We start from the raw sequence: 14915 nt of genomic DNA, 5'->3' as shown, positions 1-14915 counted from the left end.
AGAAATCAGAAAAAATAAATGAAAACATTAGTTTGCAGTACACCGGGTACATTTGAATACGCTACCGGTGAAAAGCCTGTATTAACACAGGGCAACGCAATTATAAAAATTAAACGTATCGGTATCTGTGGCACTGATTTACATGCTTTTGAAGGTACACAGCCTTTTTTTAGTTATCCAAGAATCTTAGGACATGAACTTTCGGGTGAGCTCATCGAGTTTGATGGTACTGCGGGTTTTGAAAAAGGAGAGTCTGTTACATTTATCCCTTACTTTAATTGCGGAGTATGTATCGCTTGCAGATCTGGTAAACCCAATTGCTGCACGGATATTAAAGTCTGCGGTGTACATGTGGATGGTGGAATGGCAGAGTACCTTTCTGTTCCTTCACATACGCTGATTCATGGTGAAGGATTGAGTTTTGATGAACTGGCATTGGTTGAACCCCTTGCTATTGGTGCACATGGTGTTCGCAGGGCGGATATTCAAAAAGATGAATTTGTATTGGTGATAGGAGCCGGGCCGATAGGTTTGGGGACAATGGAATTTGCCAGAATTGCCGGTGCAAAAGTAATTGCGCTTGATATTAATGATGCTCGCTTACAGTTTTGTAAGGATAAGCTGAATGTGCCTCATTTAGTTAATGCCGCTGATACTGATGTTTTAGAGCAATTGAAGACAATTACCGGAGGTGATATGCCAACGGTTGTCATAGATGCTACAGGGAACTTAAAAGCGATTAACAATGCCTTTCAGTATATGGCCCATGGAGCTCGGTTTGTACTTATTGGCTTACAAAAGGAAAATATCTCCTTTAGTCACCCGGAGTTTCATAAACGCGAAGCTACCTTAATGAGTAGCAGAAATGCGACAAGAGCAGATTTTGAACATGTCATTGCTGCTATGAAAGCCGGTTTGGTAAAACCAACCACTTACATTACGCATAAAGTTTTATTTGAGGCGGTTAAAGACCAGTTTCAAAGCTGGCTTGATCCTTCAAACGGAGTAATTAAAGCGATGGTAGAAGTAGATTAAAATCAGATTTTAATCGTTACAGGTTCTTCTTTTCCATTGTGGCAGCTTGCACAAGAGATATTTGTTAGCTTTCCTTCTTTGTCCTTTTCGTGGAAATACTTCTTATTGATCTTGTTAGTCATACGCATCATATCCCTTGCAATTTCTTTCTTAGGGTTTTCATCACTAGCAAAGTCAAGTTTTTTAGGATTGTCTTTTCGTGGAGCGTGACAATAATTACATTTTACACCTAATGCAAGTTTAAAACCATCCATAACTTTATCCAGATCATCATGACTAATGTTTTTTGGAAGCACTTTAAGGTTCGTAGCTTTAGGTTCTTGTTGCGGCATAAAAGCACTTAACATCACAACTGTGGTCAATAATAGAGAAAAAGTAATTGTCTTCTTATAGCGCATAACAAATGATTTAATATATCAACCAATATAATTAGATTAGATTAATATGACAAACCTATTGCTTATTGGGAATTAATCTTAATAATTTACTGCCCTGGAGGTATTTCCAGGGTATAAGCTAATTCCCTTTTTGCCTCATTAATTACAAATTGGCTACGTACTGTGCCCACGTCGGGTAGGTTAGCTAGTTTATTTACTACAAACTCTTTATATGCCTGCATATTGCTGACAACGATTTTTAAAATAAAGTCAAAATCCCCTGTCATGTGATAGCATTCCATTACCTCAGTAAATTTAATGGCTTCCTGCTGGAAGTTTTTTAACGATTGGGTACTATGATCTTTCAGCTGAATGAGGGTAAAAGAAGTGAGTATTTCCCCTAGTTTTTCGCGGTTAATGATGGTGTGGGTACCAATAATATAGCCGATCTTTTTGAGCCGCTCCAATCGGTTATAAATGGTATTACCGGCTTTGTGCAATTTTAACCCAAGTTGTTTATTGGTCAACGAGGCATCTTTTTGAATGAGGCGTAATAGTTGTAGATCAGTCTGATCCAAAGTAATAGTAGTCATATTAGTTTTTTTACGCTTCTTTTTGCAAATTAAATCTATTCTATTCAGATTGTCAAGTAGTTAGCGTTAATTCTGTAAGATGGATACTTTCTTGTACTTTAAAGAATTTAATTCTGTTTGATCTGTGTTTATTTGATGAATTTTCCACTTTTTATAGGTATTTGAGAATTTATCAATTGTACTGTTCAAATTTGTGGCATTCTAAACCCCAACTATTTTAATCATCAAATGCTCCATCTAACAATTAAAGAACAATAAATAAATAGATGAAAAATGAGTTTAAATTTTTTAAGTATTAACCGTCTGGAGGAGTATAACAGAAACGAAAAGTCACAAAGTATCTTCAGTTTCCGTTTAATGTGGTTAGATGAAGGTGAAAGTATGGTCTTTGTACCTTCCGGTGTTTCTTTTGATATGGATAGCTATGATACATCAGGATGGATATTTTCATTCAATGAGTTTTTTTGCCGGGATTTTTTTGATCGTTATCCTCAGGATTACAATAGTGCATTGCTCGTAAATAAGTTGACCGATTATGTATTTATTCCAATGAATACGAAGCTACGAATGGAAATGAGCGAACTGGCAGATTTGCTGGTAAAGGGGAGAAATGAAGGACAATCAGAGTTGTTTATGCAAACCTATGCTGATCTGATTTTACTCAATGCTAACCAGAGGTATGTAGGGATATACAGTAAATGATTTATGTATATATTAGAAAGAGGTGTTTGTAGCTTACAAGCACCGCTTTCTAATACGGCTCATTATTACCAGAACTTCACATAAAGTGCAGCAACTATCAATAGGGTCAAAACAATAAGTATTAACGTAGAAGGTGATACTTTAAACATAGTTTTATCCAGCTCAAAAGCTTTTGGATTTACTTTAGGACCAGCTAAGCTTATACCAATCATCAATAGCATAGTAAAGGCAAACGATAAGCCCATGCAAATGTGAAAAGGAATTTCAAATCCCCCATTACCGTTTGTATAAGCCGTGTACATCCAGGTATCATTGCCTAAAACTGACGGCGCAAATTCATTAAAGAAAACAGACAAAAGGAAACCAGCAATTACACCTACGATGGCTGCACTTCCTGTTGTACGTTTCCAGAACATACCTAAAATAAACATGGCAAATACACCCGGACTAATAAAGCCGGTATACTTTTGTATATAGGTAAAGCCACCTACGCCACCGATCCCCAGCAAGTCTGTCCAGGTAAACATTACCGCTAGTATTAAGCCTAAAATAACAGTAGCGCGACCTACATAAACAAGGTTGCGTTGGTCTGTATTCTTTTTAAAATATTTAGAATACACATCTAATGTAAAAATGGTAGAAATACTGTTTAGTTTTCCCGCTAGAGAAGCAACAATGGCAGCCGTTAAGGCAGCAATTGATAACCCCTTTAAGCCTGTTGGTAAAAAGGTAAGTATTGCCGAATAAGCACCATCTTTGCCGCCAACCAGCTGTGGTAAATGTCCATTTTTATACAATACAAAAGCAGCAATACCAGGTAACATCACAATAACAGGCATCAGCAGCTTTAAGAAACCTGCAAATAAAATACCTGTTCTGGCCGTTTGCAGATCGGCGCCCAATGCCCTTTGTGTAATGTATTGATTGCATCCCCAGTAGTTAAGGTTGATGATCCATATTCCTGCAACATAAGATGCTGTCCCCGGAAGCGTAAGGTATTTGCTGATCTCATTTTGAGTAGAGGTAGCCGTAGGTTTTGGAATGATCATTTTAAAATGTTCCGGAGCTTGTTCCATCAGTACATTAAAGCCGGCAATAGCATTGGCACCAACACCAAACTTCTGACCTACCACAGTTAAAGCGATATAAGTAGTAACCAACCCGCCAAATATCAGAACGGCAACCTGTATTACATCTGTATAAGCAACGACTTTCATTCCACCAAGCGATATAAATAAGGCGAAGGCAGCCAGCCCCAACATAATTATGTGCAAGTATTCCCCACCAGTAAGCCCGTTGATCGCCACAGCCCCAAGGTATAAAATGGAGGTGAGGTTAACGAAAATGTAAAGGAACAACCAAAATACGGCCATAATTAAAGCAACAGTTTCATTGTACCTGGTTTGCAGAAATTGTGGCATGGTGTAGATCTTGTTTTTAAGATAAACAGGAATAAACCACACGGCAACAATGATCAGGGCAATAGCGGCAATCCACTCGTAGGCAGCTACAGCGATCCCAAGAAAAAAGCCTTCCCCACTCATGCCAATAAACTGCTCTGCAGAGATGTTAGAGGCAATTAGGGAAGCTCCAATGGCCCACCAGGTTAATGTACCTTCGGCAAGGAAAAATGCCTTAGCATCGTGCTCATTTTTTTTACGCCTATTGTAAATGATATAACCATAAACGGTGACGATGAGAAAATAGAAAATAAAAACTACATAATCTGTGAAGACTAAACTGCTGCTCATGAGATATAATATTTGGTTAGGTTTATTTGTTTAGCTGATAGTATACTTCATTCCACTTCAACTCGTTACGGAACTGGTTAAGATGTGTATGCTTATCGATAATTACAGTTTCAATGCCTGCCATATCTGCAAAATCAGTTAGGTGTTCGGCAGTAAGATTCTGACTGTAGCAGGTATGGTGAGCACCACCCGCGTAAATCCATGCTGCACATCCGGTTTTCATATCAGGCTGCGGTTTCCATAAAACGCGAGCTACCGGCAATTTTGGGATATCTTCGGTTATGGCAACAGCATCAACATTGTTAACCAGCAAACGGAAACGATTACCCATATCAACAATAGAGGCATTTAAAGCAGGACCAGCTGCAGCGTTAAATACTAACCTTACAGGATCTGCTTTTCCACCAATCCCTAGCGGATGAATATCACATTTTACAGGGCCATCAGCAATCGACTCGCAAATTTCCAGCATATGTGATCCCAGCACCATTGAGTTTTTAGGATCGAAATGATAGGTGTAGTCTTCCATAAAGGAATTCCCGCCTTTTAATCCACTACCCATTACCTTCATAGCTCTTACCAGTGCCGATGTTTTCCAGTCGCCTTCGCCACCAAAACCATAACCTTCTGCCATTAAACGCTGAGAAGCAATTCCCGGAAGTTGAACCATGCCATGCAAGTCTTCAAAAGTATCTGTAAAGCCTTTAAAGTTTCCTTGTTGTAAGAAATTACGCATACCGATTTCAATTTTTGCAGCCTCGCGCAAGGATTGGTATTGATCCCCACCTTTAAGCAACGCTTTATTCATCACATAGCGACCTTCGTATTCTTTGATCAACTGATCTATCGCGGCATCACTGGTTTGATTAATTACCGCAACAAGATCGCCGATACCATGTGTGTTTACAGAATAACCAAATTTGATCTCCGCTTCAACCTTGTCACCATCGGTTACAGCAACGTAGCGCATGTTGTCGCCAAAACGTACAAATTTAGCCCCTTGCATATCGAACCAGCCGGCAGCTGCTCTTAACCATGTATTCAAACCTTCTCTTACTTCATTATCTTCCCAATGGCCAACCACAACTTTTCTGTTCAGGCGCATTCTCGACATGATGAAACCGAACTCTCTGTCGCCATGTGCACTTTGGTTCAAGTTCATAAAGTCCATATCTATGGTGCTCCAAGGGATATCGCGGTTAAACTGAGTATGTAGGTGTAATAAAGGTTTTTGCAATACTTTTAAACCACCAATCCACATTTTTGCAGGGGAGAAGGTATGCATCCAGGCGATGATACCGATACAGTTTTCGGCGGTATTGGCTTCCTGGCAGATCTGATAAATTTCTTCAGGAGTTTTTACAACAGGTTTAAATACAATTTTAACAGGAATCTGTGGTGCCTCATTTAAACCCTTCGCAATTTGCAGTGAATGTTCTGCAACTTGTCTAAGTGTTTCTTCTCCGTATAAATGCTGGCTTCCTGTGATGAACCAGGCTTCAAATTGTTTCAGATTAATCATTTTATGTTTAGTTATTGTCCGTAATAAGAATCAGCGCCATGTTTTCTTTCATAGTGCTTTTTAATTAATGAGTCTTTTAATTTAGGTACGTCTCTACGTATTTGTTCTGTGAGGAAGGCCATTCTTGCCAGCTCTTCTACTACCGCACTGTTGTATACCGCTTTTTCGGCAGTTTTTGCCCAGGTAAAAGGAGCATGATTGCCAACAAGGATCATTTCTACCTCTTTGTAGCTTAAGCCAGCCTCTTTTAGGTGGTTCATGATCTGGAATCCGGTTTCATATTCATAGTTCCCGGATATCCTATCATCATGCATAGGAGGGGCACAGGGGATGTCGACCGTAAGATGATCAGCATGTGTGGTACCATAAATAGGTATTGCCCTTTGAGATTGCGCCCATGCGGTTCCATAGGTAGAGTGGGTGTGTACAATACCCCCAACATCTTCCCAATGCTTATACAATACCGCATGTGTTTTTGTATCAGATGAAGGACGAAGTGTACCTTCAACTGTATTGCCATCGAAGTCAACGATCACCATTTTCTCCGGTGAAAGTTCTTCATATGGTACGCCGCTTGGTTTTATAGCAAATACACCAGCAGCTCTATCTGCAGCGCTGGCATTACCAAAGGTGAAAAGCACCAACCCTAATTTAGGGAGTTGCATATTTGCCAGATAAGCCTTTTCTTTAATTTCCTGGTAGTTGTTCATTGTTGTTATTTTATAGCTATAGCACAACAGATTTATGCCTGTTGTAAAACATGGTGTTCATTTTTAGTACTTTCTTCGATAAAAGCGCCAAGCGTTTTATACTTTATAAAGCGAGCCTCATAATAAGCAGTTGTTTCAGCTTGAGGTATATATTCGTTATCGAAACCACTACCCATACCTACCATGGCCGCTTCAACATTAGGATAAATGCCTCCTGCAACAGCTGCAAACATGGCTGCACCTAAAGCACAAGTATGTTCAAATTGATGGATACGAATTGGCATATTCAGTACATTTGCCATAGTTTGCATCACAAATGGCGATTTTTTAGCTACACCTCCAATACCAATAATACCTTTTACCGGAATACCCTCAGCGTTAAAACGATCAACTATGTTTTTAGCGCCAAAACAGGTTGCTTCCACTAATGCTCTGAATAGACGCGGAGCATCACTACCCAAATCAAGATTATGGATTGCTCCTTTTAATTCCTGATTAGCATCTGGAGTTCTTCTTCCATTTAACCAATCTATGGCCAGTTCATCATCGTCTGTTTTTGGTAATAAAGCAGCCTGTTTGCTGAGTTCTGGAATAAGCTGATCTAAAAGCTCTTTTTCAAGGGCTGCAGCAGTATGACCATCCAATAATGCCGAATTTCTTAACAGACTTTTAATTGGCCAGGCCAACACTTCTTTAAACCAGGCATATACGTCACCAAAAGCCGATTGTCCGGCTTCAAGACCCGACATCCCTGGAATAACAGAACCATTCACTTGTCCACAAATTCCCTTGATGAGTTTACCATCAATATCTGATTGCGGTACGACTAAAATATCACAGGTAGAAGTACCCATTACCTTACTTAAATGATAAGGCTCAATTTGTCCACCCACAGCACCCATGTGTGCATCAAAAGCGCCAACGCCAATCACCACATTTGTATTTAAGCCCAAGCGTTCGGCCCATTCTTTACTGATGTTTCCTGCGGATACATCAGAAGTGAAAGTATCTTTATACAAACGTTCTGTAAAACCATCAAGAAGTGGGTCAAGCGCAGTAAAGAAATCATTTGGAGGTAAACCACCAAATTCTTCTGCCCAAAGTGCTTTGTGTCCGGCAGCACAGCGACTTCTTTTGATTTTCGAAACGTCACTGCCTCCGGTAAGTAGAAAAGGTACCCAATCACAATGCTCTACCCAGGAATAGCAAGCGTCCTTTACGGCTTCATCGGCACGTAAAATATGTAACAATTTAGCCCAGAACCATTCTGATGAGTAAATGCCACCGCAATATTTAAGGTAATTGGGCTCATATTTCTCTGCATGTTTGTTGATTTGCATAGCCTCTTTAACAGAAGTATGGTCCTTCCATAACACAAACATCGCATTAGGATTTTGCTCAAATTCAGGTAAGAGGGCAAGAGGTGTACCTGCCTGGTTTACAGCTACAGGCGAAGAACCTGTTGTATCAACTGCAATAGCTTTTATAGAATCAGCAATAGTAGAACCACCAGCCTTAATTATACAGTCTTTTATGCTTTGTTCAAGACCTTCAATATAATCTAAGGGATGTTGCCTGAACTGATTTTTTGCCGGATTGCAGAATAAGCCTTTCTGCCAGCGGGGATAATAGAAAACGGATGAAGCCAGTTCTGCTCCATTGTTTGCGTTAATAATGACTGAACGCACAGAATCCGATCCATAATCAACCCCTATAACGTATTGATCTTTGCTCATATTTAGTTAAATAAATGTCTAATTAACGTTTATTTAATTTAATAAAAGAATTTTTTTAAAGATTCCTGCTTTGTGAGCTAAAGGGTTCTTATACAGTTATTAGTTTGTCGGGATTAGGAATGAAGTTGAGGAATGCCTGAAAGTTTGCTTTGTACTTTTTCTTATCTAGTTTGAAATAAAATGCACCTTTTTTAGAACCGGACTTATCCTTTTCGGTAAGTTTGATCAGCAGCTTCGTTGCCGTTAATTTTCGGATAAAGTTTCGGTTGTCTATATGTGTATTATATACATCTTCATACAAATTTTGAAGTTGTGGAATGGTGAATTTTTTAGGTAAAAGTTCAAAAAGAATAGGGTGTAGGGCAGCTTTATACCTTATTTTCTTTTTTGCCGTTTCCACCATGTCGCTGTGGTCAAATATCAATTCAGGTGCGTCTTTTAAGAGAAACCACTCTGCATGATACTGGTCGCTAATCTGTGTTTGGTATTTATGGATGTCTATCAATGCAAAATAGGTAACCGATAAGGTTCTTTCAATGGGATCTCTTAGTGGATCTCCATAAGCTTGGATTTGTTCCAGGTAAACACCTTCAAGTCCGGTAAGTTGAGTAAGTACCCGATTGGCTGCACCATCCAAACTTTCCTCTGGTCTAACAAAACCACCCATCAAACTCCATTTATCCTTTTCAGGTTCAAAACCACGTTTAATCAAGAGTAGTTTTAAATGCTCTCCATCAAATCCAAAAACAATGCAATCAACTGCAATTAAAAAACGAGTCTGATCAGTATATTTTTTCATTACTTCTTAAGGGCTAGGTATCTGCTGTTGTAAATATATCATATTTTGAACATTAATTGTTTTTTTGACATTTAATATTCTTTTTATACTTTAGTAATACGATCAAATATAAAAAAACACATTATGAACAGAAATTTCAATTCCATTTGTTTAATTTTTATTTCAGTATGGACGTTAAGCAGTTGCAGCAATGCGAACAATCATCAATCTACCGGAAATGACTCCCTGGCTGTTTCTACCATCCATATACCGGATGCAAACGGGTTTAAAGGAAATGTAAGTGGCAAGGAAGTTGAACTTTTTGTATTAAAAAATAAAAATGGTGCTGAAGCCGCTATTACCAATTATGGTGGACGAGTGGTATCCTTATTGGTGCCAGACAAACACCAGGTATTTAAAGATGTGGTTTTAGGTTATGATAGCCTGACCGCTTATAGGAAAAAAGGGGAACCGTTTTTCGGTGCTTTAATTGGCCGTTATGGAAATCGTATCGGGAAAGGAAAGTTTACTTTAGATGGCAAAACTTATCAATTGGAACTGAATGATGGAGTGAATAGCCTTCATGGTGGATTTGATGGTTTTTTTAGCCAGGTTTGGGATGCAAAAAAAGTGAATGACCAAACCCTTGAACTGTCTTATCTCTCTAAAGATGGCGAAGCGGGGTATCCGGGGAATTTAACGGTTAAGGTAACCTATGAATTAACCGATGATAATGCCCTTAAAATAAGCTACAATGCAACTACAGATAAAAATACAGTGATTAATTTGACCAACCATGCTTACTTTAATTTGAATGGAGCAGGAGATTCAACAATTACAGATCACTTGTTATCTATTGATGCAGAAGATTATACTCCGGTTGATTCGACTTTAATTCCTACTGGAAAACTAGAGAAAGTTGCAGGTACACCATTTGATTTTAACAAACCAACTTTAATTGGTGCAAGAATTAATGATCAGAACGAACAACTGAAATTTGGAAAAGGTTATGACCATAATTTTGTATTAAGAAAAGGTAATGGGTTACGTAAAGTGGCTACAGTTATCAGTCCTAAAACAGGTATTGTGATGGATGTTTTAACCGAAGAGCCTGGATTACAATTTTACAGTGGTAATTTCTTAACAGGGAATGATCATGATGGTAAAGGTCAGGTAAGTTATCCGCATCGTTCAGCTTTCTGTCTGGAGACCCAACATTTCCCGGATTCACCTAACCAACATTCGTTTCCAACTACAGAACTGAAACCTGGACAAGTCTATAAAACTGTAACGATTTATAAATTTAGCGTACAGAAATAACAAAAATACTTTATTTAGACAGCCTCTATTTGGTTTACCATTTTAAGGAATATGAAAGTAAAATCATATTTTTACGGTAAACCAAATGAGCCTGTACATGTCACCATCATTTTTTTGGATTAAACTGCCGCTGTTATTCATCATTTTGTTTGGATATAGGTCGGCAAGTGCTCAAGAAGATAAGATCAGTTTTAAACATCTGACTGTCGAAAATGGTCTTTCCCAAAGCAGTGTGCTATCTATTGCACAAGACAGTATGGGCTTTATGTGGTTTGGGACAAAAGATGGATTAAATAAATATAATACCAGAAATTTTGAGATCTATAAACGCGAAAAAGGAAACAGCTCTTCTTTAAGCAGTGGACAGAATGTTAATGCTTTATTAACTGATAGCAAAGGTAATTTGTGGGTCGGTACTCAAAAAGGCTTGAACAGGTATTTGCCTGAAAGTAATTCTTTTAAGCGTTATCAATATGACCCAAAACGGAAAAGTAGCCTTAGCAATAATATTGTTAGGTGTATTTTTGAAGATAATAAAGGGCATATTTGGGTAGGAACAGATAGTGGGTTAAACAAGTTGATCGATGACAACCGTTTTGTTCGCTTTTTGCCGGGAAAGAATGATGCCACCGGATTAGCAAATCATCTGATTAAATCTGTTCATCAGGATCATGAAGGTATCATGTGGGTGGGTACCATTCAGGGCTTAACAAGGATGCAATTTGAAAATGGAAAGTATCATTTTCAATCTTATTTTCATAAAAAGGGAGATCCGGAAAGTCTTATTGATAATGATGTAAGTGTAGTTTTTGAAGATCCAAAGCACAATCTTTGGATTGGAACACATAACAATGGACTGGATTTGTTTGATCGGGAAAAGGGAACTTTCAGGCATTTCGTGACTAAAAAAGGAGATCCGAATAGCATCAGTAGTAATGTGATCCGTAGAATTAAAACAGATCCGGATGGTCGATTATGGATTTCCACTCTTCATGGCATTAATATATTGGATCTGAATACTTTTAAATTCACCGTATTAAACCATAATCCGGAAGATCCTACGAGCTTAAATCACAACTCTATCTATGATATTGTTAAGGATGCCACCGGATCGATGTGGGTGGGTACCTATTTTGGTGGTGTAAACTTTTATCATGCGAATGCAACACCATTTAGAGCGTATAAGACCAGTTCTGGTAAAAATGGTATCAGCAGTAATGTGGTAAGCTCCATAGTTGAAGATCAGTATCATAACTTATGGATAGGAACGGAAGCCGAAGGTTTGAATTATTTTGATCGAAGTTCAGGCAAGTTTACGAGTTTTAAGCACGATTCCGAAAACCCGAATTCATTGAGTTCGAATCTGGTTAAGGCAGTTTCAATTGATCAGAATGGTGAAGTCTGGATAGGTACTTATGAAGGAGGGCTGGATGTTTATCTACCGGATACAAAAACTTTTAAACATTATAAACCGAATTATGCCGATCCAAAAGCTTTAAATTCTAACCGTATTGTTTGCTTGCTGCATGACAGTAAAAACAGACTCTGGATAGGCACGAGGGCGCAAGGTATTTTTATCTATAATGAAGAGGAAGATAACTTTGCTCCTTACCACAACCCAGGAAATCAGCACGATTTAAAATTTCTCAGATATTTATTTGAGGATTCTAAGAAAAATATTTGGATTGCTACAAATTCAGGAACCTACATTCTTGATCCTGTAAACAACAAAATAAAGAGGTTTAAAGTTAATGACAACAGCACAAAATTTGATGATGTCAACCTGATACAGGAAGATTCACAGGGGATTATTTGGTTGGGAAGTTATGATGCAGGATTAATCCGTTATCAGCCGGTAAAAAATAAGATCAGTTTTTACACCATGAAAAATGGACTGCCAAGTAATGTTATCCTCGGAATTTTAGAAGATGATCATAGAAATCTGTGGATCAGTACAGATAATGGCTTAACTAAATTTGATCGCAAAACTTTCAAAAACTATACCGTTGAGGATGGATTGCCAGGTAATGTATTCAATTACAACTCGTTTTATAAAGATACTCAGGGACAACTTTATTTTGGAGGATACAATGGCTTGGTTAGTTTCTACCCGGATCAGATCAAAGAAAACAAAAGGATTCCAAAAATTATTTTTACCCGGCTAAGGCTTTTTAACAAAACAGTTGCAATAGGTGATGAAAGTAACTTGTTGAGTCGTAACATAAGCTTAACTAAAGAAATTACTTTTTCGCATTCTCAGAATATTTTTAGTGTGGAATTTGCTGTCCTCAATTATATCAAATCTGAGAAAAATAAATACGCTTATAAACTTGAAGGACTGGATAAAGAATGGAATTACGTAACTACACCAAGCGCCACATTTTACAACCTTCCATCAGGCACTTATAAATTATTAATAAAAGGATCCAATAATGATGGTGTTTGGAGCAATCATCCGGAAGAGATGATCATTCACATTAAACCCCCATTTTGGAAAACCTGGTGGGCTTACCTCATTTATGCGATATTATTTTCGGCCATCTTATTTCTTGTATTTAGGTTTTTATGGATCAGGGCTTTATTAAGGAAGGAACATGAGGTCTACCAAATGAAAATGGACTTCTTTACCAATGTGTCTCATGAGATTAGAACACCTTTAACGTTGATCATAGGTCCATTAGAAAATTTAATTAACGATACCAAAGAATATCCGGGGATAAATCGTCGATTGTTAACGGTAAGAAAGAATGCAGGGAGGTTAACCCGTTTGGTAAACGAATTGATGGATTTTAGAAAGCAGGAGGCCGGTAAAATGACCTTGAATGTTGCTCCCGAAAATATAGTTGTGTTTGCCAAAGAAATCTTTTTGTCATTCCAGTATTTGGCCATAAAACACCATATTGATTATCAGTTTAATAATGATGAAGATCAAATAGAAGTATATTTTGATCCCGAACAACTAGAGAAGGTATTTTATAATTTATTATCAAATGCATTTAAGTTCACACCGGAATATGGCATCATCATCTTGTCAGTAAAACGGGCAGAAAAAGGATTTGTAGAAATAAAAGTACTCGATAATGGTAAGGGGATTCCCGAAGAAAGCAGGGATAAATTATTTACCAATTTTTATCAGGTAAAAGATCCGCTTTCAAGAAACAATGGAACAGGAATTGGACTTGCCTTGTCTAAGAAAATAGCGAGATTACATCATGGAGATCTGATTCTTTTACCTGATCCTCAGCCTGGTGAAGCAAATGTTCAAACTTGTTTTAGCTTAAAACTACGAACCGGGAATAGCCATTTTAAAAAGAGTGAGCTCAGTCCACAGTTCATAAATGTCGAAAGTCCTGCTCTATATCAATTGCCACAAGACCTTGGGGATATACCGGATCAGGATTTACTTGATGAAGTGCCAGTTGAAGATCAGATTACTGTATTGATTGTTGAGGACAACCGTGAAATACGTGACTTTATTAAACAGTCGTTAAAATATGCTTATCTGATTATTGAAGCCGAAGATGGGCAACAGGGAATGGAAATTGCATTTGAAAAAATACCTGATATAATTGTCAGTGATGTGATGATGCCTGTTATGGATGGACTGGAGTTATGTCGTATACTTAAAACAGATGCACGTACCAGCCATATTCCTATCATTTTATTAACTGCAAGGTCAGGGAATATACACGAGGTGAGTGGACTGAAAACGGGTGCAGAGGCTTACATCACTAAGCCTTTCAGTATCGATGTCCTGCAGCTTAACATCAATAACTTGCTCACGTTGCAAAATAACATGCGCAGAAAGTTTAGTCAGCAGATGACCTTGCAGCCATCCAATGTGCTTATTGAATCTACAGACGAAGAGTTCTTGAATAAGATCATGGCCATCATTGAGGATAACTTTAGTATTGATGAGTTCAATGTTAATGTATTGGCCGCTGATGTAGGCATGAGCACACCAATCCTATATAAAAAGATAAAAGCACTGACCGGTTTAACTGTTAATAATTTCATAAAATCGGTGCGTTTAAAAAGGGCAGCTCAGCTATTGAAACAACAGACTTATACAGTCTATGAAGTGGCTTATATGGTAGGTTTTAGCGATAGTAAATATTTTAGTAAAGAGTTTACGAAACAGTTTGGACGTACGCCAAGCGATTATGCTGAAGAAGCCGAGGCATAGCCAAATCCCGTTGGTGATATGAGGCTATAATCGTAGAAGTCCTGAGTGGATATTGTTAAGGCTTTCCTGGTATCAGAGCCCCAGCAAGGCCCCGGCAACACCCCGTCAAGGCCTCAGCAACGCCCCCGCAATCATTGACTGTTTGTCCAACAGTCTTATCCGCCTTTTCGGATGTCAAAAAAGTTTAATAAAATGCCAATTATTC

At 38.2% G+C, this 14915-nt stretch carries 11 protein-coding genes; 4 read left to right on the top strand and 7 right to left on the bottom strand.

What is annotated here, in order from left to right; all coding sequences use genetic code 11:
- Positions 1–18: 18 nt before the first annotated feature.
- A complete protein-coding gene (locus P0Y49_12750) occupies positions 19–1035 on the top strand; it encodes a zinc-binding alcohol dehydrogenase family protein (GenBank protein WEK17665.1) in 1017 nt (338 codons plus the stop codon).
- Between the two features lie 2 nt (positions 1036–1037).
- On the opposite strand, the gene P0Y49_12745 is transcribed toward P0Y49_12750, so the two are convergent.
- Both P0Y49_12745 and P0Y49_12740 read right to left on the bottom strand, forming a co-directional pair.
- Positions 1038–1433: a c-type cytochrome gene (locus tag P0Y49_12745; protein ID WEK17664.1), complete on the bottom strand. Its 396-nt coding sequence runs from the start codon at positions 1431–1433 to the stop codon at positions 1038–1040.
- 86 nt (positions 1434–1519) lie between these two features.
- Positions 1520–2005, bottom strand: coding sequence for an Lrp/AsnC family transcriptional regulator (locus tag P0Y49_12740; protein WEK17663.1), 486 nt, complete (start codon positions 2003–2005; stop codon positions 1520–1522).
- A 273-nt stretch (positions 2006–2278) separates the two neighbouring features.
- Between P0Y49_12740 and P0Y49_12735 the strand changes: the two genes are divergently transcribed.
- The gene (locus tag P0Y49_12735) at positions 2279–2707 is read left to right on the top strand and encodes a hypothetical protein (protein ID WEK17662.1); all 429 of its coding nucleotides are present in this window, start codon (positions 2279–2281) and stop codon (positions 2705–2707) included.
- Between the two features lie 65 nt (positions 2708–2772).
- Here P0Y49_12735 and P0Y49_12730 read toward each other — a convergent pair whose 3' ends face one another.
- The 5 genes from P0Y49_12730 to P0Y49_12710 form a co-directional block, all read right to left on the bottom strand.
- Entirely contained in the window at positions 2773–4458 is a 1686-nt protein-coding gene (locus P0Y49_12730) for a sodium/solute symporter (protein ID WEK17661.1), read from the bottom strand.
- A gap of 22 nt (positions 4459–4480) precedes the next feature.
- Complete coding sequence (araA, locus tag P0Y49_12725; GenBank protein ID WEK17660.1) at positions 4481–5980, bottom strand: L-arabinose isomerase; 1500 nt, start codon at positions 5978–5980, stop codon at positions 4481–4483.
- Positions 5981–5991: 11 nt separating this feature from the next.
- Positions 5992–6690, bottom strand: a complete 699-nt coding sequence (locus P0Y49_12720) for an L-ribulose-5-phosphate 4-epimerase (GenBank protein WEK17659.1) — start codon at positions 6688–6690, stop codon at positions 5992–5994.
- 32 nt (positions 6691–6722) lie between these two features.
- The gene (locus tag P0Y49_12715) at positions 6723–8426 is read right to left on the bottom strand and encodes a ribulokinase (protein WEK17658.1); all 1704 of its coding nucleotides are present in this window, start codon (positions 8424–8426) and stop codon (positions 6723–6725) included.
- 88 nt (positions 8427–8514) lie between these two features.
- Positions 8515–9225: an NUDIX domain-containing protein gene (locus tag P0Y49_12710; protein ID WEK17657.1), complete on the bottom strand. Its 711-nt coding sequence runs from the start codon at positions 9223–9225 to the stop codon at positions 8515–8517.
- 123 nt (positions 9226–9348) lie between these two features.
- Between P0Y49_12710 and P0Y49_12705 the strand changes: the two genes are divergently transcribed.
- A complete protein-coding gene (locus P0Y49_12705; GenBank protein WEK17656.1) occupies positions 9349–10524 on the top strand; it encodes a galactose mutarotase in 1176 nt (391 codons plus the stop codon).
- 97 nt (positions 10525–10621) lie between these two features.
- On the top strand, positions 10622–14710 hold the full coding sequence (locus P0Y49_12700; protein WEK17655.1) for a two-component regulator propeller domain-containing protein: 4089 nt from the start codon (positions 10622–10624) through the stop codon (positions 14708–14710).
- Positions 14711–14915 lie beyond the last annotated feature (205 nt).

Origin of the sequence: Candidatus Pedobacter colombiensis (genome assembly GCA_029202485.1) — a bacterium.
GTDB lineage: Bacteria > Bacteroidota > Bacteroidia > Sphingobacteriales > Sphingobacteriaceae > Pedobacter > Pedobacter colombiensis.
The sequence above is the reverse complement of the archived record's forward strand: the minus strand, read 5'-3'. Positions and strand labels throughout refer to the sequence as shown.

What these genes read in the sequence shown, in the direction of transcription:
- P0Y49_12750 (WEK17665.1), top strand. Translation starts at nt 19, where the DNA reads ATGAAAACATTAGTTTGCAGTACACCGGGTACATTTGAATACGCTACC.
- P0Y49_12745 (WEK17664.1), bottom strand. Translation starts at nt 1,433, where the DNA reads ATGCGCTATAAGAAGACAATTACTTTTTCTCTATTATTGACCACAGTT.
- P0Y49_12740 (WEK17663.1), bottom strand. Translation starts at nt 2,005, where the DNA reads ATGACTACTATTACTTTGGATCAGACTGATCTACAACTATTACGCCTC.
- P0Y49_12735 (WEK17662.1), top strand. Translation starts at nt 2,279, where the DNA reads ATGAGTTTAAATTTTTTAAGTATTAACCGTCTGGAGGAGTATAACAGA.
- P0Y49_12730 (WEK17661.1), bottom strand. Translation starts at nt 4,458, where the DNA reads ATGAGCAGCAGTTTAGTCTTCACAGATTATGTAGTTTTTATTTTCTAT.
- araA (WEK17660.1), bottom strand. Translation starts at nt 5,980, where the DNA reads ATGATTAATCTGAAACAATTTGAAGCCTGGTTCATCACAGGAAGCCAG.
- P0Y49_12720 (WEK17659.1), bottom strand. Translation starts at nt 6,690, where the DNA reads ATGAACAACTACCAGGAAATTAAAGAAAAGGCTTATCTGGCAAATATG.
- P0Y49_12715 (WEK17658.1), bottom strand. Translation starts at nt 8,426, where the DNA reads ATGAGCAAAGATCAATACGTTATAGGGGTTGATTATGGATCGGATTCT.
- P0Y49_12710 (WEK17657.1), bottom strand. Translation starts at nt 9,225, where the DNA reads ATGAAAAAATATACTGATCAGACTCGTTTTTTAATTGCAGTTGATTGC.
- P0Y49_12705 (WEK17656.1), top strand. Translation starts at nt 9,349, where the DNA reads ATGAACAGAAATTTCAATTCCATTTGTTTAATTTTTATTTCAGTATGG.
- P0Y49_12700 (WEK17655.1), top strand. Translation starts at nt 10,622, where the DNA reads ATGTCACCATCATTTTTTTGGATTAAACTGCCGCTGTTATTCATCATT.